Origin of the sequence: Sphingomonas sp. Y38-1Y (assembly GCF_032391395.1) — a bacterium.
Taxonomy (GTDB): Bacteria; Pseudomonadota; Alphaproteobacteria; order Sphingomonadales; family Sphingomonadaceae; genus Sphingomonas.
Genome location: NZ_CP135916.1, coordinates 2,058,019 through 2,082,687 on the forward strand (window position 1 = coordinate 2,058,019; position 24,669 = coordinate 2,082,687).

Genomic DNA, 24,669 nt, shown 5'->3' on the forward strand with positions numbered 1-24,669 from the left:
CTGGAGCGAAGATGACCAAAGCTTCATCTTCGCGCTCTTGCCAGCCCGGGCGACCGTCGCCACGCTTGCCGCGGCCAGAGCAGCGGGAAGGGGTGGATGGGATACAGGATCCTGGTCGTCGAGGACGATGCGGCGACCGCCGACTATATCGCCCGCGGCCTGGGCGAGGAGGGGTTCGTCGTCGACCGCGCCGACAATGGCCGCGATGGGCTCTATCACGCGACCGACGGCAGCTATGACTGCATCGTCCTCGACCGGATGCTGCCGGGGCTCGAGGGCATGTCGGTGCTGGGTGCGATGCGCGGCGCGGGCATCGACACGCCCGTCATCCTCCTGTCGGCGCTGGGTTCGGCGGAGGACCGCATCAAGGGGCTGACGGGGGGTGCCGACGACTATCTGGTCAAGCCGTTCGCCTTTGCCGAGCTCACCGCCCGCATCCGCCTTCTCCTCCGTCGCCGCTCCCCCCCCTCCGCCGAGACGGTGCTGCGCTGCGAGGACCTGGAGATGGACCTGCTCGCGCGGCGCGTGCGGCGGGGGGCGCGGACGATCGAGCTTCAACCACGGGAGTTCGCGCTGCTCGAATATCTGATGCGCCACGCCGATCAGGTGGTGACGCGAACCATGCTGCTCGAAGGCGTGTGGGACTATCACTTCGATCCGGGCACCAACGTCGTCGATGTCCATATCAGCCGGCTGCGCCGCAAGATCGACGAGGGCGCGGCGCCGCTGCTCCACACGGTGCGCGGTGCCGGCTATCGGCTGGGTCCGGCCGGATGAAGCTGCGGTCGACGACCCTGCGGCTCGCCGCGATCGTCTTCCTCTTCCAGCTCGTGGCGGCGGTCGTGCTGCTCGTCGGAATCGGCGCGGTGCTGCGCGGGCAGAGCGCCGCCACCGCGACGCGGACGGCGGAGGCGATCCGCAGCGACCTGACCGCCGCCTATGCGCAAGGCGGAGCGCCGATGCTGACGCGCGCGATCGAGCTGCGCGTCCGGCCCAGTGCCGTGCTGCTGCTCGTGGATGCGGACGGCCGGCGGCTGGCCGGCAATCTGGGCGCTTGGCCGGGAGTGCCGATCCCGCATGGCCGTTATCGCGAGGTCGCACTCCAGCGCCTGGGCCTGCCGGGCACGGAAGCGTCGCTGGTGCGGCAGATGCCGCTGCGCGGCGGCGAGCGGCTGTTGATCGGCGTGACCGTGGAAGGCGAGCGGCAATTGCTGCGCACGCTGGAGCGCGCAAGCTTTGCCGCGCTGCTGCTCGCGTTCGGGTTCGCGATGCTCGCCGCGTGGATCGCGGCGCGGCTGATCGTCGGGCGGCTCGGCACCGTCGTTGCCACCCTTCGGTCCGTGCGCGAGGGGCGCCTAGCCGAACGAACCCCGCCCGATCGATCGAACGACGCCTTCGCCGCTCTCGGTCGCGAAGTGGATGCGACGCTCGACCGTCTGCAGGGGCTGATCGGCGAGCTCCAGATCGCGACCGACGGGCTGGCCCATGATCTGCGTTCGCCGCTCACCCGGCTTCGCGCGGCATTGGATCAGGCGGGGCGATCGGTGGACGGCGAGGCCGCTTCGACGGCGATCGACCGGGCGCTTGCCGAAAACGACCGCCTGCGCACGCTCGTCGACACCGCGCTGCTCATCAGCCGCGCCGAGGCCGGGATCGGACGCGAGCAGTTCGAGCCGCTGGACCTTGCCGACCTCGTCCGCGTCACTGCCGAGATGTTCGAGCCGCTGGCGGAGGAGGGCGGGCGGACCATCGGGGTCGCGGCACCCGCTACGCTCGTGTGGCCGGCGCATCGGCAGTTGATCGCGCAGGCGCTCGCCAACCTTGTCGACAACGCGCTGAACCATGGGAGCGGTGCGATCACGATCGCGGTATCGGCGCTGGACGATCGAGGTGCCGCGATCACCGTTACCGATCGCGGTCGCGGGATCGAACCGGCGCGGCGCGAGGAAGCGCTTCGCCGCTTCGGCCGGCTGGATCCGGCGCGGGCGGGTCCGGGCGCAGGGCTGGGCCTGTCGCTCGTTCAGGCGGTCGCGCACCTCCATGGCGGCGGGATCACGCTGGCGGACGCGGCCCCTGGCCTGTCGGTGACGATCACGCTTCGCTAGCCGTTCCGATAGACCTTGAGGAAGGGCTCCAGGTGGCGGCGATAGGGTAGAGCGACGCCCAGGCCGAAACGGCCGATCGGCTGGCGAACCTGTGCGCTGCTGGACGTGGTCACCGCGCGCGCGTTCGTTTGCGGCGCATAGGGGCCGGGTTCGTCCGGAAGGCGGCAGTGCGCGAGGATGCGCGCGATCTGAAGCGCCGGGTCCTCGACCAGTTTGGCATAATCGACGGTCAGCAGCTTGGGGCCGAGCCGCTCGGCCCACCGCGCGTGGAGGTCGTCCTCCAACCGCATGTGGTGGGCGATGTCGGCGAGGTCGAGGCTCCACGCCGCGCCGCTCGCGAAATGCGTGCGGAAGCAGGACCAGGCGGTGTCGAGCGGGTCGCGGCGGACCCAGATGACCGGACTGTCGGGCAGCACCGCGTCGATCAGGCCGAGGAAGCGGGAGGTGGTCAGCGTCTTGTCGACGATGCGGCCACCCGGGCCGAACCGCTGATCGAGCAGATGGTCGTAGAGCGCGGCGAGCGCCGGACGATCGCTCGCTCGGGCAGCGGCCGCGTTCGTGCCGCCGGCATCCTGCGCGATCAGTCGGAGGAGGTTGAGTTCGCTACCGCCTGCCACGTCGCTGTGCGCAGTGACGATCTGCTCGACCAGCGTCGTGCCAGAGCGCGGCATGCCGGTGACAAAGATCGCGCGCCCCTTGCCGCTACCAGCCGTCGCTCGATCGAAGCCGCGCGTCGCCGCGGCAGCGTTGGCCACGTCGGCAGCGCGGTCATGGGGAAGGACGCGCCGATGCTCTGCCGCAGCCCGCGCGAAGGCGGCGAACGCCGCGTCGTGCTCTCCACGCGCCGCAAGCACCCCACCCGCGGCATGGAGCGCGGCGACGCGCTCGTTCGGGGCGGTGTCGTAACGGCCGGCGACCAAGGCCAGCAGCGTGTCCCCCAGCGGCTCGTCGATCCCGCCCGCCGTGCCGAGCGCGAGCCATGCCGACCCGGCCAGCGGCGCCCTGGTAACAAGATCGCGCAGCAGATCGCGCGCCTCTTCAAGCGCGCCTCGATCGAGGGCGATCGTCGCGCGGGTGAAGGCGACGCTGGGATGGTCGTCGAGCCCGGCGAGCACCGCTTCCGCCGCGTCGAGCCGGCCCGATCGGGCGAGTAGCACCGCCTGCTCGTGCCGTGCGGGAGGGGCATCGCCGCTCGCGGCAACGAACGCCGCCATTGCGGCAAGCGCTAGGTCGACCTCGCCATGATGCATCGCCAGCGTGGCAAGCGAGCGCCAGCCGGTGCCGAGCGACGCCCTTCCGTCGATCAGCGCGGCGATCGCGTCGTTGGCGCCGGCGCGGTCGCCACGCGCCAAGGCCTGTTTTAGGATATCGAGCGACGCCATGTCCTGCACGCCCTAGCCCGGCCAAGGTTCAGATGAAAACGGGGACGCCGAAGCGCCCCCGTTTCCCTTGCCCCCGAAGATCGGCACCGTTCAGGGCAGTGCCGACCTTCGATCCCCTCCGGCCCCGCCGGGCCGGGAGAGTCGAAGTGCATCAGCGCCGCTTTTCGCCTAGGCGCACGCCGAAGGTGAGGCGAACCGAGCGCGGCGCCTGATATCCAAGGACCTGCGCATATTGCTCGTTGATCGAACCGTCGGGCAGGTCGCCGAACTCGTCATAGTCAGTCTCGGACTTCCAGTTGAAGACGTTGAACACATCGACGCTGAGGAAGCTGCCCGGCAGGTCGGCAATGTCGAACTGGACGTTGACATCGATCTGCTTGCGCCAATCGCTCTCGAATGCCGTACCGCGCTCGACCAGATAGCTCGGGCGGCCGGTTGTCGGATCGCTAAAATTCGGCCGATCCGAGAAGCGAGGCTGAGCGCAATAGAAGCTTGCGTCCTGATACGCCGCAGCGAAGTTGCCGAGGTCGTAGTAATAACCGATGCACGAGAATTTACGCGGCGACTCAAGCAGCGCGTTCAGGCCGACACGGAGATTGTCGGTAAGCCCGACGCTGCCGAACAGCTTGAAAACATGCTCTCGACCGTTGGCAAGCACACCATTCGCGCCTTCCAGAAGGCCGGGCTGATCGAAGTCCTGCGTCAAGCCGGCGTCGGCCTGACCGTTGTCCGACTTGACCGCGCCCTCATAATTGCCGCGCAGGCGCGTGTAGACATAGGAACCCCGCAGGAACCAGTTGTTCGTGAAGCCCTTCTCGAATTCGAACTGGATGCTGTCATAGTTGCGGACGGCATTCGGGTAGCCGAGATCGGCCGCTGATAGTGTCGCCACCTCGCACTGCCGCGGATCGACTTCGCAATCGCCGTCAAGACGAACGGTGATGTCCGATCCCGGGTTCGCCAGCACATACTGATGGAAACCGGTGAACACGTCGTCGCAGCCGCTGATACCGTTCTGGTCGCAGTAGGCGAGAACCGCGGCATCAACCGCAACGTCGTCGAGCGTACGGCCCAAGCGCCGGTTCAAGTAGGTCAGGCGGAATGACCAGTCGCCGATCCGATGCGATACGCCGATGTTCCACTCATCGGTGTAGCTTGGCTGGAGCGACGACGACACCAAGGTGTCGATCGGCCCCTGAACGCCGTCGCTGTTGATCGCCGAGCAGAGGCTGCCCGCGTCCACGGAAATCGCGGGACAGGGTCGGCCGCCGCGGTTGGGGCCGAGATTGGTAATATTGCCATTATCGTCGAATTGCAGACCGGCCGGGATGCCCTGGCCCGGGATCACGCCGGTAGGATAGAGGAACTGCTGACGATAGAAGAGCTCGGCACCACCCAGCCGGATGCTGGTATTGGTCGCGACGGGCATAAAGTAGCGGTTCCACGACCCGAACACCTTCGTCCGGTTGTCGCCGAACACGTCGAACGAGGCACCGACGCGCGGACCCCACTGATCGCCGGACCGGAAGTAGGTGTTGCCGTCGAGCGCGTCGTTGCTGAACTTGTCGTTCCGCACGCCGAGCTGAAGGGTCAGGCGATCGTCGAACAGCGTCCAATTGTCCTGAATATAGAACGCCTCGTTCCGGCCGTTCCATTGCCCGGCATTCTGGTAGAAGGTCCGCTCGATATAGGCCGGCGTCAGCAGGTTGCCGGCAGCGTCGCGCTGTTCGTTTGTAAGAATGTAGCTGTAACCGCCGGCTCGCACCGTGTCCTCGGTCGACGTCAGGTCCTCTCGCTCGTAGCCGAAGCGGAAGTGATGCGAGCCGAGCAGGTTCACATAGACGTCGGCATCGGCGCGATAGAATTTACGCGTATCGCTGGATCGTTCGGTATTGCCCTGAAAGCCGCGGACCGTCGCCGTGGATCCTGTGAAGGTGTTCTGGACAAGCGCGACGTTCGGGCTCGGCTGAGACGAGCGATCGTCATGATTCTCGCCGTACGACGCAGACAGGGTCAGCCAGTCGGTGAACTGACCGGTGTAGGTGCCGACGAAATTGTCGCCGCCCTCCTCGTCGATCGCCGAGCCGACGAAGTCGCCATATTGACCCGTCGTCGGATTGAAGCGGTAGTAGGTATATTCGTCGCTTCGTTTGTTGCGGAAATAGGTGCCCTCCAGCCGGTGGCCATCGGTGATGATCGCATCGATCTTGCCGCCAAAGAAGGGTGACGTGCTCTTGCGCGTGACCTGCTGGTTCGACAGCAGACTGATATCACTCTGCTTTTCGTAATTTGGATTGTAGAGCGCGTAGAAGAACAGCCGGTCCTTGATGAGCGGCCCACTGAGATAGAAGTTCGCCTCAAGGTCCTCGGCATAATCGCGTTCGTTCAGCGCTGCATAGGTGTTCGGCGCGTCGTCGCGCAGCGCATCCGGCGAATAAGCGACGATCGCACCGGCCTTGAAGTCGTTCGACCCAGACTTGGTGGTCACCGTGGTGAAACCACCGAGCGCGCGGCCATACTCTGCGGGCAGGCCGAACGTCTTGACGTCGATGGTGTCATAGAATTCGATCGGCGGATTGTTGCTGCCGACGAAGTTGCGGAAGTTCGTGATGTTGAGGCCGTTCACGTAATACTGGTTTTCGGCGACGGTCGCGCCGGAAAAGGACGCCAGGTTGCCGAATGCGCTGTCGCCAGCGGTGGTGCCGGGCGCAAGCAGCTGGATTGCGGTTTGGTTGCGCGCAATCGGCGTGGTGTTCAGAAGCTGCGAGACGTTGCCGATCGCCAGACCGCCGGTGTTGGTGCCGAAGTCGGTGCCGCGCTCGACGGATCCGGTGACGACAATGTCCTCACCCGTATCCGCAGGCGGTGCGGCCGCCGTGTCAGCAGCGGCGGGACGGAAGGTGTAGGTGCTGTTGCCGCCCGGCGAGACGCTGACGCGCTGGTTCTCGATCGCGGTGCCGCCGGTGGGCGTGACGGTGACGATATACTCGCCGCCCGGCAGTGCCTGGACGCGGAAGCTGCCGTTCGCGGCGATCGGTACGGTGCGGGTGAAGCCCTGCGCGACCGAGCGGACGGTGACGGTGCCGCCCGTGGCGGGCTGACCCGCATCGTCGAGCACGCGGCCGACGAGCGCGCCGGTGGTGAAGTCCTGCGCCGACGCCGGCGCGGCGAGTGTCATCGCGATCCCCGAGGTGCCGATCAGCGCCAGCGCGCGCAGGGCGAGTCCGGGGCGCAGACCGCGCCCGATCGAAAACTGCTTAGCCATTTGCGTTCCCTCTTTTTCTCGTCGCGAGGCGCAAGCCTCGGTTTTTGTTCGGGGAAAGGAGGCGATCCTTGCCGCGACGACGTCAAAGAGAGTGGTCGGGAGCGTGACTGTAAAGTTCGAAACTAATCGATGTTTCCGAATCTTTGCAGAGTGTTGCTGGCCGGTGACACTTTTGGGTGATTGACAGGGCAGCCTTCGTCACGGGCCGACATGACCAATGGGCGCGCATCGGAAGCCCGCGCGCGCGACCATCAGTCGGCGACACAATCATTGACGGCGCGGAAGGTTCAACGCCTTGATTAAAGGTGCGAAAATGGGAGTAGGCGCGAGTTAACGGGCCTTGACCCCAACCAGCGGACGATCAGTAGGATCGGCAGCGACGGCTCAACCGCAGCGACTCTAAGCGGGGCATTTCAGCTAGCGCAATTATGGAGCGGGTGAAGGGAATCGAACCCTCGTCGTAAGCTTGGGAAGCTTCTGCTCTACCATTGAGCTACACCCGCGTGCCGTGCCTCGCTGCGCTTACGCGTGGGCCGGTAGGTTCGCGTCGTTTGCCCGTGCTTGGCGCGGGCGTCAATGGGCCTCGCGTTCAGCGGGGTTCGGCGGTGATGATCGGGGCGGCGGGATCGGCAGCTTCGGCTTGCGGGGCGCGGCGGGCGGCGTGGGCCTGGGCGACGGCGGCGGCGAGGGTACGCTGGTCAAAGGGCTTGTTGAGGAGCGCGAAGGGCTTCTGCTCCTGCGGCGCCAGTTCGGCGAAACCGCTGACGAGGAGGACGGGCAGGTTCGGATGGAGCGTGCGCGCTTCGGCGGCGAGTTGGACGCCGCTCATCCCCGGCATCATCTGGTCGGTGACGAGCAGGTCGAAATGGCGGCCGCGATCGAGCAGTCGCAGCGCCTCGGCCCCACTGGCAGCGGTGAGGACGAAGTGGCCGAGTTCCTCCAGCATCGCGGCGGTGTTGCGGAGGACGAGCTCGTCGTCGTCGACGACGAGCAGCGCCAGCGGCGGCAACTCCGGCAGGTCGCCAGTCAGCCGTACGCTCGGCGCCGCGCGGGGGGCGTCGGCGACGGGCAGCCAGAGCTCGATCGAGGTGCCCTTGCCGAGCGCACTGTCGATGCGGAGGGATCCGCCCGACTGTGCGGCGAGGCCCTGGACCATGCTGAGGCCAAGGCCGGTGCCCTTGCCGACGCCCTTGGTGGTGAAGAAGGGCTCGCTGGCGCGCGCGAGCGTCTGGGCATCCATGCCGATGCCCGTGTCAGTGATCGTCAGCCGCACGAAGCGGCCGCCCAGCGCGTCGGCGCCCAGATCTTCGGTCGCCGAGATCGTCAGCGTGCCCCCGGTCGGCATCGCATCGCGCGCGTTGACCGCCATGTTGAGGAGGGCGAGTTCGAGTTGGTGCGGGTCAGCCATTGCGAGTGGCAGACGGGGTGCGAAATGCGTCTCGATGCGCACCAAGGGGCCGAGCGTGCGTGCCAGCATCTCCGACAAGCCGCCGACCAGTTCCGGCACGTCGACGCTTTCGGGCTGGAGATCCTGGCGCCGGGCAAAGGCGAGGAGGCGCTGAGTGAGCGAGGCGCCGCGGCGCGCGCCCTCCATCGCGTTGTCGACGAGCCGGCGGGCGCGCGATCCTTCGGCCACCTGACGCTCGAGCAGGTCGAGATTGCCGATGATTACGGAGAGGAGGTTGTTGAAATCGTGTGCAATGCCACCGGTCAGCTGACCGATCGCCTCGATCTTCTGGGCCTGATGCAGCGCCGCTTCGGCGCGCTTGCGTTCAGTAACGTCGGTTAGGCCGCCGACGACCTGGACATGGCCGTCGGCGCCGTGCTCGAGCCGCCAGGAGGCGATGACTTCGCGCACCTCGCCGGAGCGGGTGACGATGCGGTACGGGCGGTCGAGCAGCACGCCGTCGCGGCGCAGCGCCTCGCAATCCGGACCGGTCGCGAGATCGGCGGAATCGCTGGTCAGGAACTCCGAAAAGGCGCGGCCGGCGACCTCCTCGCGCGCATAGCCCGTCATGCGAAGCCAGGCATCGCTGACCTGTTCGATCCGGCCCTGCCGATCGAGCGCGTGTAGGGGCAGCGGCGTGCCGCGATAGAGCGCTCGGAAGCGTTCCTCGCTACGGCGAAGCGCAGCCGCCTCTCGCGCGGCAAGCTCGGCAAAGCGCCGGTCGAACATGGCCGCGACGAGCGCGAGGAACAGGATGAGCAGCGCCGCGGCCGAGACGATGAGCGCGAGGCTGGTGTGCGACAGCGCGGCGACAGGCTCGGCACCGGGGCTGCACAGCATGGTGAAGTGCGCCGCCATCATGCCCGAGAAATGCATGCCCGCGATGGCGAGGCCCATCACCGCCGCGGCGGCGAGGCGCTGGCGGATGTCGTTGGTGCGCATCGACAGCCACAGCGCCGTCGTCGCGGCGCCGACCGCGACCGCCACCGACACCGCGACCCAGGCGGGATCGTAGCTCAGCATCGCCGGCATGCGCATCGCCGCCATGCCGAGATAGTGCATCGCCACGACTCCGAGCCCCATGAACAGTCCGGCCGCTGCAAGCAGCGCACGCGACTTCGGCCGCGTGGTCAGCACCGCGAAGCTGATGCCGGTCACGACCACGGGAACGGCGAGCGAAGTGGCGGTGAGCCGCAGGTCGTAGCCGACCGTCATGCCCGGCATCGTGTAGGCGAGCATCGCGACGAAGTGCATCGCCCAGATGCCACCCGCCATCGCCAGCGCCGCGGTCGCGAGCCAGGCGAGCCGTGCGTGCCCGGTCGAGGCGCGGACACGGCCGGCAAGGTCGAGCGCGGTGTAGCTCGCCACCATGGCGATCAGCACCGACATGACCACAAGTCCGAGATTGTGGGTTCCGGCCGTCATCGCGCGCTTCTCTGCACGATCGTTTTGCGGCTGGCCAGATCGGTCGCTGGACAGTGGTCGAAGCAGCGCCGTGCTGCTAGGCGGCGCGCATGCTCAATCTGAACGACATCACCGTGCGCCTGGGCGGGCGAACCATCATCGACGGCGCCAGCGCGCGGTTGCCGCCCAAGGGGCGCATCGGGCTGATCGGGCGGAACGGTGCAGGCAAGACGACGCTGGTGCGCACCATCACCGGCGGGATCGAGGCGGATGCCGGCAGCATCGACATGCCGCGGGGCGCGCGCCTGGGCTATATCGCGCAGGAAGCGCCGGCGGGCGACGCGACGCCGTTCGAGACGGTGCTGGCCGCCGATGTCGAGCGCGCGGCGCTGATGATCGAGAGCGAAACGTGCGAGGATCCTGATCGGCTGGGCGACGTCTACGAGCGGCTGATCGCGATCGATGCCTATACCGCGCCGTCGCGGGCGGCGCAGATCCTGGTGGGGCTGGGCTTCGACGAGGAAGCGCAGCACCGGCCGCTCGACAGCTTTTCGGGCGGATGGAAGATGCGCGTGGCGCTGGCGAGCCTCCTGTTCTCGCAGCCCGACCTGTTGCTGCTCGACGAGCCATCGAACCACCTCGACCTGGAGGCGGTGCTGTGGCTTGAGGATTTCCTCAAAAGCTATCCCGCGACAATCCTGCTGGTCAGCCACGAGCGCGACTTCCTCAACAACGTCGTCGACCACATCCTGCATCTGGGCGGTGGCAAGCTGACGCTCTATCCGGGCGGCTACGACGCGTTCGAGAAGCAGCGGGCGGAGCGCCAGGCGCAGATCGCCTCCGCACGGGCCAAGCAGCAGGCGGAGCGCGAAAAGCTCCAGGACTATGTCGCCCGCAACTCTGCCCGCGCCTCGACGGCCAAGCAGGCGCAGGCGCGCGCGAAGATGCTGTCGAAGATGCAGCCGATCGCCGAGCTGATCGACGACCCCAGCCTGTCGTTCGACTTTCCCGATCCCGATGCGCTGCGCCCGCCGCTCGTCACGCTCGACATGGCGGCGGTGGGGTATGGTGAGACGCCGATCCTTCGCCGGCTCAACCTGCGGCTCGATCCCGATGATCGCATCGCACTGCTTGGCCGCAATGGTAACGGCAAGACGACGCTGGCGCGCCTGATCGCCGCGCAGCTCGCGCCGATGGAGGGCGGGATGAACGCCAGCGGACGGATGCGCGTCGGCTACTTCACCCAGTATCAGGTCGAGGAGCTCGATCGGGACGAGACGCCGCTTCAGCACATGAGTTCGGCAATGAAGGGCGCGACGCCGGGCGCGGTGCGCGGGCAGCTCGGCCGGTTCGGGTTCGAGGGGGCGAAGGCGACGACCCAGGTCGGGCGACTGTCGGGCGGCGAGCGGGCGCGGCTGGCGCTCGCGCTCATCACCCGCGACGCGCCGCACATGCTGATCCTCGACGAACCGACCAACCACCTCGACGTAGACGCGCGCGAGGCGCTGATCCAGGCACTCAACGCCTATAGCGGCGCGGTGCTGATCGTCAGCCACGACCGCCACATGATCGAGATGACCGCCGACCGGCTGGTGCTGGTGGACAAGGGCACGGCGCGCGACTTCGACGGGTCGGTCGACGACTATATCGCGATGGTGCTGAGCAAGGAGCCCGCCGAGGCGAAGACGGCGCGGGCGTCGGGCAAGGGGCCGATCGATCGCGAGCGCGACAAGGCCTTGCGCAAGGCGGTCAAGACGACGGAGGCCGAACTCGCGCGGCTGTCGGAAAAGCGCGGCGAGGTGGACCGCGCGCTTGCCGATCCGGCGAAGGGCGGGGCGGCGGCCGGTGACCTGATGAAGAAGCGCGCGGCGATTGAGGCGGAGATCGAGGTCGCGGAGCTGGCGTGGATGGAGGCGAGCGCGGCGTTGGAGGCGGCGGGGTAGGGCAGTGCTCCCGCGGAGGCGGGAGCCCAGGTTTCTGCGCGCAACGCTCTCCCACATAGCGCCTCCCCGGCGAAGGCCGGGGCCCAGTTGGTAAGGCTTTCGTTGGCTAGCCGACGCTCATCATCGGCGTTCCGCAACTGGGCCCCGGCCTTCGCCGGGGAGCAGATTGAGTACCGACGCCCCTGTGTTCCCGCCTTCGCGGGAGTACGCTTATCCTCAGAGCGTCGCCTCGATCGCTCTGGCGGCGACGTCGGGATCCTCCGCCTGGGTGATCGGCCGGCCGACCACCAGGATCGACGCGCCCGCGTCGAGCGCGGCGCGGGGCGTCACCACGCGCTTCTGGTCGCCGGACGATCCCTCCGCGGGGCGGACGCCGGGGACGACGAAGAAGCCGTGCGGCCATGCCTTCTTGGCCGCTGCCACCTCTGCGCCGGAGCAGACGATGCCGTCGACGCCCGCATCGTGCGCAAGCTCGGCGAGCCGGAGAACCTGCTCGTGCGGATCGCGGTCGATGCCGATCGCGCGCAGATCCTCGCCGTCCAGGCTGGTGAGCGTCGTCACCGCGACGACCTTGGTGCCCGTAGGCGCCGCCGCCTTTGCGTCCTCCAGCATCGCGCGGCCGCCGGAGGCGTGCACAGTCAGGATCGCGGGTTCGAGCGGGCGCAGCGCCTGGATCGCCTTGGCGACGGTATTCGGGATGTCGTGGAACTTGAGGTCGAGGAAGATCGGCAGCCCGATCTCCGCCATCTCCTTTACGCCCGACCGGCCGTTGGCCATGAAGAATTCGAGGCCGAGCTTCAGCCCGCCGACATGATGGCGCACGCGCTTGGCGATGGTGCGGGCACGCTCCAGATCGGGCGTGTCGAGCGCGACATAGATGGGCGAGCTCATGCGCGCGTCTCCACGGGGCTGTCGCCGGGAATCAGCGGCGGCGCGGCGGCGGGTTCGATGACCGGGTCGGCGGGCGCCTGCGCCAGCGTGACGCCGCCGGCAGGCGCTGCGGGCTGCGCGGCACGCAGGTCGGCAAGGGTGCGCTCGCTGCTGGCGAGGCGCGACTTCAGCCGCCAGCGCGTCCCGACATGCACGAGCCAGGCGGGCACGAAGCCCAGCAGGAACATCACGCCCATCAGGAGCGGCAGGTTGATGTCGGCGACCAGCCCGCCCCACAGGCGGACGGGCACGGGCGCCCAGTTGTTGAACGAAAAGGCGACGACGATACCGGCGACGAGCACCCAAATCAGCGTGCGCAGGAACTGCATTGCGACCCCTTTGGGTTGTTACGTGGGCGATGCTACGCGCTGGCGTCCGCCGCGGCTAGGCCCAATCCCGCCTCGGTCCGTCCGCCGAGCTCGGCGCGGAGCGACGCGATCAGCCCCGGAATGGCGGTCAGGCGAGCTTCCTCCTCGTCGAGGATCGCCTGGAACAGCGCGCGCTTGATCGCGGTGAGGCGGCCGGGGCGGAGGCGCGTCCCCTTCGGCAAGGAGGTCAGAACGATGTCGACGAGCCTCTCGGCGCCGTGGAGGCGGCCCCAGAGATAGTCGTTCTCGCGATAGGCGCGGCTGAAGAAGGCGCCGAAATTGTGGAACTGGATCCCCTTCAGGCACGCCGCCGCGCCGCCCTCCCGGATCGCGGTGGCGTCGTCGGGGCTGATGCGGTCGACACGGATGGGATCGAACTCGTCCAGCCCCTCGCCCTGGAGCAGTGGCAGCGTGGCGATGTCGAAGAACGGAAAGCCGAGATAGGCGAGGAGCAGCGGCCGCTTGAGGTCGCGTGACAGCCCGCTGAGCGCGCTTGCGAGCGCCGCGTCGGTCTCGGCATCGAGGCGGGTGAGGTCGAGCGTGGCGGACAGCGCGTCGAGCGCGGCGCCCGCATCGTCCGGCGAGCGACGCGCGACGGCGTGGAGCGCGGCGTGCGTCTCCGACCGCTGGCAGTCGAGATAGGCCGACAGCGACGTATAGGCCGCCTCGCGAATGTCGGCGAGCGCAGCGTTGTCGTGGTCGCCATCCTGCTCGGCAATGCGGCGGAGCAGCAGGCGGAGGCGACGGATGCGAAAGCCGATATCGAAAGCGCGCAGGAAGTCGATCGCCTCCGACGCGGCGCCACCGTTGTGCGCAGTGCCGATCTCGAACGCGCCGCGTTGGCGTGCCGCCTCCGCCACGGCATCGCGGATGCGGCGCTGGGGTTCGGGGCCGTCGCGCTTGGCGACCTGCGCCAGGATCTGCGCGATGCGGTCGATGACGCCCTCGACCTTGAGCAGGCCATAGGCGGCCTGGCCGTAGCCCGCCTTGCTCGCCGCCGCCGACTGGGCGCGGCGACGCCATGCCGCCAGCCGCTTTGGCGTCGGATAGTCGAGCAGGAAGGTGTAGCCGAACAGCCCCTCGACCTGACCCTCCACCTCGCCGCGAAGCTGGTCGAGGATCGCGTGCATCCGCTCGGTCCGCGCCGACATCGCCGACAAGGTGTCCAGGCTGTCGCGGATCGGCTGTGCGCGCGGGATTTCGGACAGAGCGCCGATCAGCGTCTGGAAGAAGCCGGGCACGCCGTGGATCTCCGCATTCAGTGCGAAGCGGAAGCCGGGGGCGGGATCGATGAAGACGAAGCGGCGATCGATCTGGCGCCGTGCCGGCCGCTCGCGAAGCGCGGCGATGGCGGGGCGGAAGGGGGCGTTGGCGAGCACCGATCCGTCGATCAGCACCGCGCGCTCGGCACCGTTGACGCTGGCGTGACGCGGCATCGCGCGAGCGATGAAGGCGTCGCGCCCACCCCATTCGGCCTTTCGCGCTGCCATCACGCGGTCGAGCTCGGCGAGGGTGAAGGGCGGGAACGCGCCGGGGAAGCTCGACGTCGCACGCGCGGCAAAGGTGAGTTCGGCCGCACCTGCCAGCGGCCCGTCGCCGCGCCCCTTCGACCCGAAGGAGAGGACCAGGCGATGCTCGTTCTCGACCACCTCGGCTGGCGAGTTGAGCCGCAGGCGCTCGGGATGCCCAGTGAAGTCGGTGACGGTCACGAACAGGTCGAGCGGCTGACCGGGCGGCAGCAGACGCGGCCCCTTGGTCGAGGTCGCCATTGCGTCGAACGCGTCGAGCAGCAGGTGGCACAGCCGCTCGCCGCCGAACGGCGGCTCGAACCAGCGTGAGCGGACGAAATGGTCGAGCTTCGCGCGGACCTCGTCGCGGGCGGCGACCTCGACGGTCTCGTCGACCATCTTGCCGCCGCCGGCCGCCATCCAGGCGAGCGGGCGCGCCCAGAACTTGGTCATGGCGTGACCCGGCGCCTGGGCGGGATCGATCAGCGCCTCAACATCGGCATGGCTGAGCCACAGCTCGGTCAGCGGGTCGAGGCTTTCGCCGGTGTCGATCGCGCGCGCCAGGAATACGCTGTTGATGCCGCCGGCGCTCGCGCCCGCCAGGATGTCGGTGAGGACGCGCAGACGCAGGCCCGATGCCTCCGCCACCTCCTCGAACATCGCGCGATAGATGTCGGGCCCGCCCTCCGGCGCGGGCTCGCCCGCCGCGAACGCCTGGCTGGCGCGCAGCAGGCGCCACAATTCCTTGGTGATGCCGTGCATGTAGACGGCCAGGCTGATGCCGCCATAGCAGACGAGCGCGAGCCGCAGTTCCTTGTCCCGCATCAGGCGAGCAGCGCCCAGATGGGAAGGTGGTCGGAGGCGACGCGCGCGGCCGGGCTGACGTGCACCCCGCACTCGGCGATGGTTAGGCCCGGGCTCACCATGATCCGGTCGAGGCGGCCGACGGGGCGCTTGGCATGAAAGCTAGGCCCCGTTTCGGCGATCGAGTGACTGCGCGCGAAATCCTGAAGGCAGCCGGCGGTGGGGCGCCATTCGTTGAGGTCGCCCATCATCACGCTCGGCATCGCGTCACTCGCGTCGGCGAGATGGTCGAGCACCGCCTTTGCCTGGCGCCGCCGCCACAGGCCGGACAGGTCGAGATGCATGCCGACGACGCGGATGCGCGTGCCCGCGACCGCCACGTCGGCGCTGACCGCGCCGCGCGGTTCGAGCGCGGGAAGCTGGATCGGGGTGGCGGCGAGGATCTCCGCCGACTTGCGGACCAGAAGGACGTTGCCGTGCCAGCCCATGCTGGCCGCGCGCACCGCGACGGGAACCGCCTGATAGTCGCTGTGCTCGGCCAACAGGTGCGGCGTCAGCACCGCCGCGCGTGTGCCGAAGCGGCGATCCGCCTCCTGGAGGGCGACGATGTCGGCGTCGATCTCACCCAGCACGTCGAGGATCCGCTCGGGCCGCCGCCGCCGGTCGGTGCCGATGGCCTTGCGCATGTTGTAGCTGGCGACCTTGAGCATCAGGGGCGGTGTAGCAAGCGCATGGACGATGGGAAATGCGGGGCCCGGGCGGGTGGTTCCGAGCGGGCAACCGAACCTGCGGCCGACGGTTTTCCAATCTGCATCAACAAAGGGGATGTCCGATGATCGAGGCGAGCTGTCATTGCGGGCGCAACAAGCTTCGGGTGGACGCCGAACTGCCGGACAAGGTGGTTCGCTGCACCTGCTCCTTCTGTTCGAAGCGCGGTCTGCTCCATGCCTATTTCGCGCCGGACCAGCTGATCGTCGACGAGGCGTCGAGCGATGCGATCTATCGCTGGAACCACAAGCTGGTCGCGCATCATTTCTGTTCGGCGTGCGGTTGCTCGCTCTATTCGGACTCGCCCGCGTTCGGCGAGGACGGCGAGTGGGACGGGGAGACGCGCAAGGTCGGGATGAATGCGCGGATCATCGACGGGGTCGAGGCGGCGGACCTGCCGGTCGACGTCATCGACGGCAAGACGCTCTGGTAATCAGCGATCGAGCTCGATCCGGGCGACGAGACCGCCGCCCTCGCGGTTGGTCAGCGTCACCCGGCCGCCCGCGTCGCGCACGATCGCGCGGGTGAGGGCAAGGCCCAGGCCGATGCCGCCGGTCTCCCGGTTCCGGGAGGTTTCCAGGCGGACGAAGGGGTCGAACACCGCTTCGACCTGATCGGGGGGCAGGCCGGGGCCGCGGTCGCAGACGGCGATGACGACATGATGCGGGGCGGCGCTGATCTGCACCTCTGCGGCGCCGGCATATTTGATCGCGTTCTCGATCAGGTTGCGGACCGCGCGCCGCATCAGGCTGGGACGAAGGCGCATGCGAATCCGCTCGGCCTCGTCAAAGGCCACGTCGTGGTCGAGGTCGCGGAAATCCTCGACCACCGCGTCGACCAGCGCGGCTAGGTCGACATCGGCGATCGGCTCGCTCGGGCGGCCGAGGCGCGCGAGCGAGAGAATGTCCTCGAGCGTGCGGTTCATCTCCTCGACGATGTCGGCCATGCGCTGGCGATCGGTATCGTCGTCCACCGACTCGATGCGGACGCGCAGCGCGGCAAGCGGAGTGCGCAGGTCGTGGCCGATCGCGCCGAGCATGCGATCCTTCTCGTCGAGCATCGCCGACACGCGAGCCGACAGTTCGTTATAGGCGACGATCAGCGCGCGCAGGTCGCCCGGGCCGCGCTCGACCATCGGCTCTGGATCGCTGCCGGGCGCAAAGGCACGGGCGCGGGCGGTAAGCTCCGAGAGCGGGCGCGCGACGCGGCGGCCGATCCAGAGGACCGGTAGCAGTACGACCGCGTAGAGGATGAGCGTCTGCGCGACGAGCTGCCAGATCAGGCCCTGTTCGGTGCGCGGCCAGGGACCGCTGAGGCTCAACCAGCGGCCGTCGGCAAGGCGGACGCCGACGATCACCTCGGCACCCAGGCTGGCGAGGCGGCGCGCGCGGTCGGGTCGCATGTCGGCAAGCCGCGGATCATCCGATCGGAAGCGGCGGATGCCGCTCACCACCTGCGTATAGGCGATGTTGCTTTCGGCAAGGCCGGCGCGAATGCCAGTCTCGATCTCGGTCGCGTGGGGCAGGCCCGCGGGCACGGGGTTGCGCAGGACGATCTTGAGGCGCGATCGCGGCCGCTCGAACTGGGCGATGCGACCCGCCTGATAGCGTTCGGCGGCGTCGACGACGCGTGTCACGGTGGGCGTGACGATCTGCGTGAAGCGAAGCTCGCGGCGTTCGCGATAGAGGAGGGCGAAGTTGATCGCCTGCGCGACGAACAGCGCGACCGCGACGAGCAGCGCGATCTGGCCCGACAGGCTGCGCGGTGCGCCGACCCGCAACCTCACAGCCGCGTGACTTCGGCCGCCAGCGTGTAGCCGCCGCCCCACACGGTCTTGATGATCGCGGGGTTCTTGGGATCGGTCTCGATCTTCTTGCGAAGGCGGCTGACCTGATTGTCGATCGCGCGGTCGAACGCGGCGGCCTCGCGCCCCTGGGTCAGGTCGAGCAGCTGGTCGCGGGTCAGCACCTGGCGCGGACGGGTGACGATCGCGAGGAGGAGGTTGTACTCGCCGGTCGAGAGCGGCACCTCCACCCCCTCGCGGTCGACGAGCGTGCGCTCGCCCGTCTTGAGCACCCAGCCGGCAAAGGCATAGGCGCCCGCCTCCGGCGCGTGCTGACGCGTAGCGCCGGAGGCCACGCGGCGCAGGATCACCTTGATGCGCGCGAGCAGCTCGCGCGGCGAAAAGGGCTTCACGACATAATCGTCGGCGCCCATTTCCAGCCCGACGATGCGATCCGTTTCCTCGCTCCGCGCGGTCAGCAGGATGACCGGCGTTTCGCTCGTCTCGCGGATGTGGCGGCAGAGGCTGAGGCCGTCCTCGCCCGGCATCATGATGTCGAGGATGGCGAGATCGATGGCATAGGCGGCGAGGCGAGCGCGCGCGCCCTCGGCATCGCCCGCCTGGGTCACGCGAAAGCCTTGCTTGGTCAGATATTGCGCCAACGGCTCGCGGATCGAGCGTTCGTCGTCGACGAGCAGAAGGTGCGGGATCTCGGCCATGACATAACCTGTGCAGACGAATGAAGGGCTTTGCCAGCCCAAGTTGAGCCGGGCGGGCAGGGGAGGAGGACCCTGCCCGCCCGGCTCGCCGGCTTACGCCCCGGGGGCGGGCGGCGGCGGGGGTGTGCCGCGGCCGTGGCGTGCGGCGCGGCGGTCGGCATGGGCCTTCATCTCGGCGGCGTCGATGCGGCCGTCGCCGTTGGTGTCGAGGCGAGCGAAGCGCTTCTGCGCGCCGGCCATGAACTCGGCCTGGCTGATCGCGCCGTCGCGGTCGGTGTCGAGGCGGGCGAGCATCCGCGCGCCCTTGGCCTGGCCGCGCTGTCCGCGCATCGCCTGACGCTCGGCCGGTTCGACGCGGCCGTCGCGATTGGCGTCGGCGCGGGCGAAACGGGCGACTGCCGCCGCGCGGAACTCCGCCTGGCTGATCGTGCCGTTCCTGTCGGTATCGGCGCGCGCGATCATCCCGCCGCCGCGACCCCCGCGCCGGCCCTTCAGTTCGTCGGCGCTGAGCTGGCCGTCCTTGTTGGCGTCCAGCCGCTGGAACATGGCGTCGGCGCGGGCAATCGCTTCCGCCTGGGTCGTGGGCGGGGCTGGACGCTGACGCGCGGGTTCCTGCGCGGCGAAGGCGGCGCCGGTGAGGGCGGCGGCGCCGACCGCGGTGGCGGCGATCGCCTTGTGCAATCGGGTGAGAGTCATCGAAACATTCCCGTGATGGTCGGCGGGACGATCCCGCCGCTGACGGTCTTTTGGCCCAAGACTGTCGCGCCGATATGTCGGGCGGCCCCGCATTTGTCGCGGAGTGTCGCAGTCGATCGGTTGCACTTCGCTACTTTTCGCAATCCGGGTATGCTCCTTTCGAGCGATGATGCCGCGGCGCCACACCCGCACAATCCGCAAGCAACTGGCGCAATTTGCGCTTGACGCGATGATCGCGCCGTAGCTTATTCGAGGGACGGGTACGCGAGAAGGAAAAATCCGCGGCTCGGGAGGAGAGGATATGACCAAGCCGCAGTTGATGACCGCGTGCGGGCTCGCCGCGTTGACGTTCGCCTTCGCCGCGCCCGCCGCGGCACAGCAGACGCCCGCCGAGCCCGCCGCCCAGACGCCGACCGCGACCGAACAGGCTTCGACGACGCAGGACGAGACCGGCGGCGTCGGCGACATCATCGTCACCGCGCAGGGCCGCGCCCAGTTGCTTAGCGACGTGCCGGTCGCCGTGTCGGCGGTGTCGGCCGAGGCGCTCCAGCTGTCGGGCGCGACCGACATCCGCGCGCTCAACCAGCTCGCGCCGTCGCTGCTCGTCAGCTCGACCGGCAGCGAGGCGAACGGGTCGGCGCGTATCCGCGGCATCGGTACGGTCGGCGACAATCCCGGCCTCGAAAGCTCGGTCGCGGTGTTCATCGACGGCGTCTATCGCTCGCGATCGGGCATCGGCCTCAACGAACTGGGCGAGATCGACCGGATCGAGGTGCTGCGCGGACCGCAGGGTACGCTGTTCGGCCGCAACGCGTCGGCGGGCATCATCAATATCGTCTCGAAGCAGCCGACCTTCGACGGCATCAACGGCATGGCCGAGGCGACGTACGGCAATTACGACTTCTGGCGCTTCCAGGGTGCGCTCAACGTCCCACTGGGCGAGACGCTCGCGGCGCGGGTGGACGGCGTCTATGTGAAGCGCGACGGCTTCTACAACGACGTCGCCAACAACATCGACGTCAACAATCGCGACCGCTGGTTCGTGCGCGGGCAGCTCCGCTTCGAGCCGACGAGCGACTTCAGTGTCCGCATCATCGGCGATTATACCAAGCGTGACGAGCGGTGCTGCGGTGCGACCTATGTCGACCGGTCGGTCAACCCGCTGGTCGGCAACCTCAACAATCCCGCGACGCCGCTGACCACCGGCCTGCCGAGCGGGAACAACATCATCAACGTGCTTCGCGACCTGGGCCAGCCGATTGGGTCGTTCACGCCGGGATACGACCGGACGATCTATTCGACGCCCGGCCGCAGCTTCGCCGGCGAGACCGAGGACAAGGGCGTTTCGGCCCAGATCGACTGGGATTTCGGCGGCGCCAAGCTCACCTCGATCACCGCCTTTCGCGACTATCGTTCCGACCAGGGTTCGGACACGGACTATTCGACGATCGACATCCTCTATCGCGCAGCCGACGGCAATTCGAGCCGCCGTTTCGAGACGTTCAGCCAGGAACTGCGCCTTCAGGGCGAGGCGTTTGGCGGGGCACTCGACTGGCTGATCGGCGGCTATTACGCCAACGAAGACCTGACGGTCAGCGACAATCTTCGCTTCGGCAACCAGTATGGCCGGTTCGCAACGTGCCGGATCATCTCCGGCAGCGCGCTCGCCAGCCTCTACTCGCCGACCAACGCCTCCTGCATCAGCCCGGCGGGCCGCGCGGTGCTCAACGGGCAGGTGCCGCAGGTGCCCTCACCGCTGGGGGCTGCCGGGCCGTTGGTGGTGGCGGCACTCGATCGCCTGAACGGCATCAACGATCGCGGGACGGGTCGCGACCTGTTCGAGCAGAACAGCCGCAACTATGCGTTCTTCACGCACAACATCGTGCATCTGGCCGACACGCTCGATCTGACCCTCGGCCTTCGCTACACCAACGAGCGCAAGCGGCTGAACGCCAGCTTCACCAACGACAATATCGCGTGCGTCCAGAACCAGCAGGCGCTGGGAAGCTTCCTGACCAATCCGGCGCTCGCCGCGGTCGCAGGCGGCATCATCGGCCTGTCGTGCCAGGGCAATTCGACCGCCGAGATCAACGGCGCGACGATCGCCGACGAGCGTAACGAGGACGAGTTCACGGGCACCGCGATCCTGTCGTGGAAGCCGATCGACGACCTGCTCCTCTATGGCAGCTACTCGCGCGGCTATAAGGCCGGCGGCTTCAACCTCGACAAGTCGGCGCTCAAGAACCCGCTCGTGCCGTTCGCCGCGCTCGGCGGGCCGCAGGCGCTGACGCGCAACCTTCAGTTCGATCCGGAGATCGTCAACGCGTATGAAGTCGGCGCGAAATACTCGACGCGCGGCTTCTCGCTCGCGGTCGCGGGCTTCCGGCAGGAGTTCAAGAACTTCCAGCTCAACACGTTCAACGGCGCCGTCTTCCTGGTCGCCACGATCAACGCCTGCAAGACCGATCTGGGCGGCGGCGACCGCGACCTGAGCGCGACGACGGGCGCGTGCGCGGCCGACGACGTGACGTACGGCGTGGTGTCGCAGGGTGTCGAGATCGAGGCCAATTTGTCGCCGGTGCGCGACATCAACCTCAATCTCGGCGTCACCTATGCCGACACGCATTACCGTGAGAACCTGGTCGGCAGCGCGAGCGGCATCCCGCTCGACCCGGCGTTGCGCGTGCTGCCCGGCAACCAGCTTTCCAACGCGCCGGAGATCGTCGCGACGGGCAGCTTCTCCTGGACGCCGGAGCTGGGATCGTCGGGGCTGCGCGGGCTCCTCTATGTCGACACGCGCGTGACCGACGACTTCAACACGGGCTCCGACCTGTTCCCGCAAAAGGCGCAGGACAGCTTCGTCCTGGTCAACGCGCGCGTCGGCATCCGCGGCCGTGACGAGCTGTGGGCGCTGGAGGTCTGGGCGCAGAACCTGACCAACACGCAATATGCGCAGGTCGCGTTCAACTCGCCGTTCCAGGCGGGTGCGACGAGCGCACCGTTCGTCGACCCGCAGTTCCCCGGCGGGCGGCAGATCTTCTCGCAATATCTCGCCGAGCCGCGCACCTATGGCGTGACGCTCCGCACACGGTTCTGACGGGGGAGCGGCGGGCGGGGGCGGCGACGCCCCCGCCCGTCAAGCTTCAGTCGAAGCGGATCACCGATCGCACGCTGTCGCCCGCGCGCAGCTTGTCCAGCGCTTCGTTGATACCCGACAACGGGATCGTCTCGGCGATCATCGTGTCGAGGTCGAGCAGGCCATCGAGGTACATCCGGACGAGGCGCGGCAGATCGATCGGGAAACGGGTGGAGCCAAGGAGCGAGCCTTGCAGCTTCTTGCCCGTCAGGAACGAAGGGCCGGGGATCGACACCGACTGGCCGGGGGCGATCATGCCAAGGATCGTCGCGGTGCCGCCGCGCTTCAGCAGCGTCCAGGCAAGCTCCGCGGTCGCGGATCGTCCCACCGCCTCAATCGCGTAGTCGACGCCGCCGCCGGTGAGCGCGGGAAGGTCGCGCGCAGCGTCATCGGGCGTGAAGGCGTGGGTCGCGCCCATGCGGAGCGCGAGCGCACGCTTGTCGGCGACCGGATCGATCGCGGCGATCAGGCCCGCGCCGGCGATGCGCGCGGCGTTGATCGCGGCCAGGCCGATGCCGCCCGCGCCGATCACCGCGACGCTCTCGCCCGGCGCGACGCGGCTGTCGTTGAAGATCGCGCCGGCCCCGGTGATGACCGCGCAGCCGAGCAGCGCCGCGCGGTCGAGCGGCATCGCCTTGTCGATCGCGACGCAGGCATGCTCATGGACCAGCATCGCGCCGGCGAACGCCGACAGGTTTAGGAACGGCGTCAGCGGCGTGCCGTCGGCCAGGCTGATCCGCGGCGGTGCCTCGCGCGGGCGGCGGGTCGCAGGGCTCGCGCAGAGCGAAGGCCGGCCGGAAAGGCAATAGTCGCAGGTGCCGCAATAGACGGTGAGGAAGGTGACGACGTGGTCGCCCGGCCTGACGGTCGTGACGTCCTCGCCGACCGCCTCGACCACGCCCGACGCCTCATGGCCGGGTACGACGGGCAGCGCGACGGGCCAGGCGCCGTCGATGAAGTGGAGGTCCGACCGGCAGATGCCGCACGCCGCGGTGCGGATCAGCACTTCGCGTGGTCCCGGCGCGTCGATGTCGATCGGCTCGATCGATAGCGGCTTGGCGACCTCGCGCAGGACGGCGGCGTCGACCCTCATGCGGCGTGGCGGCCGAACTCGGCGCGGGCAATGGCGCGGTTGTGGACTTCGTCCGGGCCGTCGGCGAAGCGGAGCGTGCGTAGCCCCGCCCAGGCGGCGGCGAGCGGCGTGTCCTGCGACACGCCCATGCCGCCATGCGCCTGGATCGCGTCGTCTAGCAGTTGCAGCGCCATCGTCGGCGCCTGCACCTTGATCATCGCGATCTCGAGCTGCGCGGCCTTGTTGCCCGCCTTGTCCATCATGTCCGCGGCCTTGAGGCAGAGGAGGCGCGTCATCTCGATGTCGATGCGGGCGCGGGCGATGCGCTGTTCCCAGACCGACTGGTCGGCGATGCGCTTGCCGAAGGCGGTGCGCGACTGGAGGCGCCTCGCCATCAGCTCGATCGCCATCTCGGCGGTGCCGATGGTGCGCATGCAATGGTGGATGCGGCCCGGCCCCAGACGACCCTGCGCGATCTCGAACCCGCGGCCCTCGCCCAATAGCAGGTTGTCGGCAGGCACGCGGACATTGTCGAGCACGACCTCGCCATGGCCGTGCGGGGCGTGGTCATAGCCATAGACCGACAGCATCCGCTCAATCCGAACACCGGACGTGTCGAGCGGCACCAGGATCATCGACTGCTGCTGGTGACGCTTGGCCGCAGTGTCGGTCTTGCCCATCACAATCGCGATCTTGCAGCGCGGATCGCCGGTGCCCGAGGACCACCATTTGCGACCGTTGATGACATAGTCGTCACGGTCGCGCGTGATCGAGGTCTCGATATTCGTCGCGTCGGACGAGGCGACCGCGGGCTCGGTCATCAGGAAGGCCGAGCGGATCTCGCCGTTCATCAGCGGCCGCAGCCAGCGTTCCTTGTGTTCGAAGGTGCCGTATCGCTCCAGCACTTCCATGTTGCCGGTATCGGGCGCCGAGCAGTTGAACACCTCGCTCGCCCAATGGATGCGGCCCATCTCCTCGGCGCAGAGCGCATATTCCAGGTTGGTGAGCTGCTCGCCCTCGAACCGGAAGCGATCGTCGACGGGAACGATGCCGGACGCGGGCGGCATGAACAGGTTCCAGAGCCCGGCGGCACGCGCGCGCGGCTTTAGTTCCTCGATGACGGCGGAGGGTGCCCAGCGCTCGCCAGCCTCGACATCGACGTGATAGTCGTGATCGCGCGGAGCGATCTCTCGCGCGATGAAGTCGCGGATGCGGTCGCGGAAATGCGTCTCGCGCTCGGTCAGCGTGAAATCCATGCACTTCCCTCCCGGCTGTCGATCTCGCTTGCCTAGACCATACCCGATCTTCGGACAAGCGGGGGAGGGTGCCGAATGCCGCC

At 68.3% G+C, this 24,669-nt stretch carries 17 protein-coding genes and 1 tRNA gene; 5 read left to right on the forward strand and 13 right to left on the reverse strand.

The features are described from left to right. Positions 1 to 96: 96 nt before the first annotated feature. Positions 97 to 777 (forward strand): response regulator transcription factor, encoded by a 681-nt coding sequence (locus RS883_RS09855; protein ID WP_315760033.1) that lies wholly within the window; start codon positions 97 to 99, stop codon positions 775 to 777. Continuing rightward, on the forward strand, positions 774 to 2,105 hold the full coding sequence (locus tag RS883_RS09860) for a sensor histidine kinase (RefSeq protein WP_315760034.1): 1,332 nt from the start codon (positions 774 to 776) through the stop codon (positions 2,103 to 2,105). Before RS883_RS09855 ends, RS883_RS09860 begins: the two co-directional genes overlap by 4 nt. On the opposite strand, the gene RS883_RS09865 is transcribed toward RS883_RS09860, so the two are convergent. From RS883_RS09865 to RS883_RS09880, 4 genes are all read right to left on the reverse strand, one after another. After that, on the reverse strand, positions 2,102 to 3,487 hold the full coding sequence (locus RS883_RS09865) for a tetratricopeptide repeat-containing sulfotransferase family protein (RefSeq protein WP_315760035.1): 1,386 nt from the start codon (positions 3,485 to 3,487) through the stop codon (positions 2,102 to 2,104). The two genes, RS883_RS09860 and RS883_RS09865, sit on opposite strands and share 4 nt — an antisense overlap. A gap of 151 nt (positions 3,488 to 3,638) precedes the next feature. Further along, positions 3,639 to 6,752, reverse strand: a complete 3,114-nt coding sequence (locus tag RS883_RS09870; protein WP_315760036.1) for a TonB-dependent receptor — start codon at positions 6,750 to 6,752, stop codon at positions 3,639 to 3,641. Between the two features lie 429 nt (positions 6,753 to 7,181). Further along, positions 7,182 to 7,255, reverse strand: a tRNA-Gly gene (locus RS883_RS09875). Positions 7,256 to 7,341: 86 nt separating this feature from the next. Next, complete coding sequence (locus RS883_RS09880) at positions 7,342 to 9,624, reverse strand: MHYT domain-containing protein (protein ID WP_315760037.1); 2,283 nt, start codon at positions 9,622 to 9,624, stop codon at positions 7,342 to 7,344. A gap of 89 nt (positions 9,625 to 9,713) precedes the next feature. Here RS883_RS09880 and RS883_RS09885 point away from each other — a divergent pair, with 89 nt between their 5' ends. After that, the gene (locus tag RS883_RS09885) at positions 9,714 to 11,546 is read left to right on the forward strand and encodes an ABC-F family ATP-binding cassette domain-containing protein (protein WP_315760038.1); all 1,833 of its coding nucleotides are present in this window, start codon (positions 9,714 to 9,716) and stop codon (positions 11,544 to 11,546) included. Between the two features lie 216 nt (positions 11,547 to 11,762). Here RS883_RS09885 and pyrF read toward each other — a convergent pair whose 3' ends face one another. From pyrF to RS883_RS09905, 4 genes are read right to left on the reverse strand one after another with little or no spacing between them, the layout of a single operon-like run. Then, positions 11,763 to 12,437 (reverse strand): orotidine-5'-phosphate decarboxylase, encoded by a 675-nt coding sequence (pyrF, locus tag RS883_RS09890; RefSeq protein ID WP_315760039.1) that lies wholly within the window; start codon positions 12,435 to 12,437, stop codon positions 11,763 to 11,765. Further along, positions 12,434 to 12,805: a LapA family protein gene (locus RS883_RS09895; protein ID WP_315760040.1), complete on the reverse strand. Its 372-nt coding sequence runs from the start codon at positions 12,803 to 12,805 to the stop codon at positions 12,434 to 12,436. The genes pyrF and RS883_RS09895 overlap by 4 nt, the downstream gene beginning before the upstream one ends. Before the next feature lie 32 nt (positions 12,806 to 12,837). Then, positions 12,838 to 15,177 carry a patatin-like protein gene (locus RS883_RS09900; RefSeq protein ID WP_315760041.1) on the reverse strand — a complete coding sequence of 780 codons (2,340 nt, stop codon included), beginning with the start codon at positions 15,175 to 15,177 and terminating at the stop codon, positions 12,838 to 12,840. Next, positions 15,177 to 15,866 (reverse strand): endonuclease/exonuclease/phosphatase family protein, encoded by a 690-nt coding sequence (locus RS883_RS09905; protein WP_315760042.1) that lies wholly within the window; start codon positions 15,864 to 15,866, stop codon positions 15,177 to 15,179. Before RS883_RS09905 ends, RS883_RS09900 begins: the two co-directional genes overlap by 1 nt. 122 nt (positions 15,867 to 15,988) lie before the next feature. On the opposite strand from RS883_RS09905, the gene RS883_RS09910 reads away from it, so the two are divergent. Next, the gene (locus RS883_RS09910) at positions 15,989 to 16,357 is read left to right on the forward strand and encodes a hypothetical protein (RefSeq protein WP_315760043.1); all 369 of its coding nucleotides are present in this window, start codon (positions 15,989 to 15,991) and stop codon (positions 16,355 to 16,357) included. Here the strand turns inward: RS883_RS09910 and RS883_RS09915 are convergent, their stop codons facing one another. The 3 genes from RS883_RS09915 to RS883_RS09925 all read right to left on the reverse strand — a co-directional run bounded on the left by RS883_RS09915 (position 16,358) and on the right by RS883_RS09925 (position 19,122). Then, on the reverse strand, positions 16,358 to 17,704 hold the full coding sequence (locus RS883_RS09915) for a sensor histidine kinase (protein ID WP_315765050.1): 1,347 nt from the start codon (positions 17,702 to 17,704) through the stop codon (positions 16,358 to 16,360). 2 nt (positions 17,705 to 17,706) lie between these two features. After that, positions 17,707 to 18,426 (reverse strand): response regulator, encoded by a 720-nt coding sequence (locus RS883_RS09920; protein WP_315760044.1) that lies wholly within the window; start codon positions 18,424 to 18,426, stop codon positions 17,707 to 17,709. Positions 18,427 to 18,519: 93 nt separating this feature from the next. Then, on the reverse strand, positions 18,520 to 19,122 hold the full coding sequence (locus RS883_RS09925; protein ID WP_315760045.1) for an EF-hand domain-containing protein: 603 nt from the start codon (positions 19,120 to 19,122) through the stop codon (positions 18,520 to 18,522). Between the two features lie 301 nt (positions 19,123 to 19,423). Here RS883_RS09925 and RS883_RS09930 point away from each other — a divergent pair, with 301 nt between their 5' ends. Further along, positions 19,424 to 22,219 carry a TonB-dependent receptor gene (locus RS883_RS09930; protein WP_315760046.1) on the forward strand — a complete coding sequence of 932 codons (2,796 nt, stop codon included), beginning with the start codon at positions 19,424 to 19,426 and terminating at the stop codon, positions 22,217 to 22,219. Positions 22,220 to 22,265: 46 nt separating this feature from the next. On the opposite strand, the gene RS883_RS09935 is transcribed toward RS883_RS09930, so the two are convergent. Then, the gene (locus RS883_RS09935) at positions 22,266 to 23,351 is read right to left on the reverse strand and encodes a Zn-dependent alcohol dehydrogenase (RefSeq protein WP_315760047.1); all 1,086 of its coding nucleotides are present in this window, start codon (positions 23,349 to 23,351) and stop codon (positions 22,266 to 22,268) included. Next, positions 23,348 to 24,586 carry an acyl-CoA dehydrogenase family protein gene (locus tag RS883_RS09940; protein ID WP_315760048.1) on the reverse strand — a complete coding sequence of 413 codons (1,239 nt, stop codon included), beginning with the start codon at positions 24,584 to 24,586 and terminating at the stop codon, positions 23,348 to 23,350. The genes RS883_RS09935 and RS883_RS09940 overlap by 4 nt, the downstream gene beginning before the upstream one ends. Positions 24,587 to 24,669: the final 83 nt, after the last annotated feature.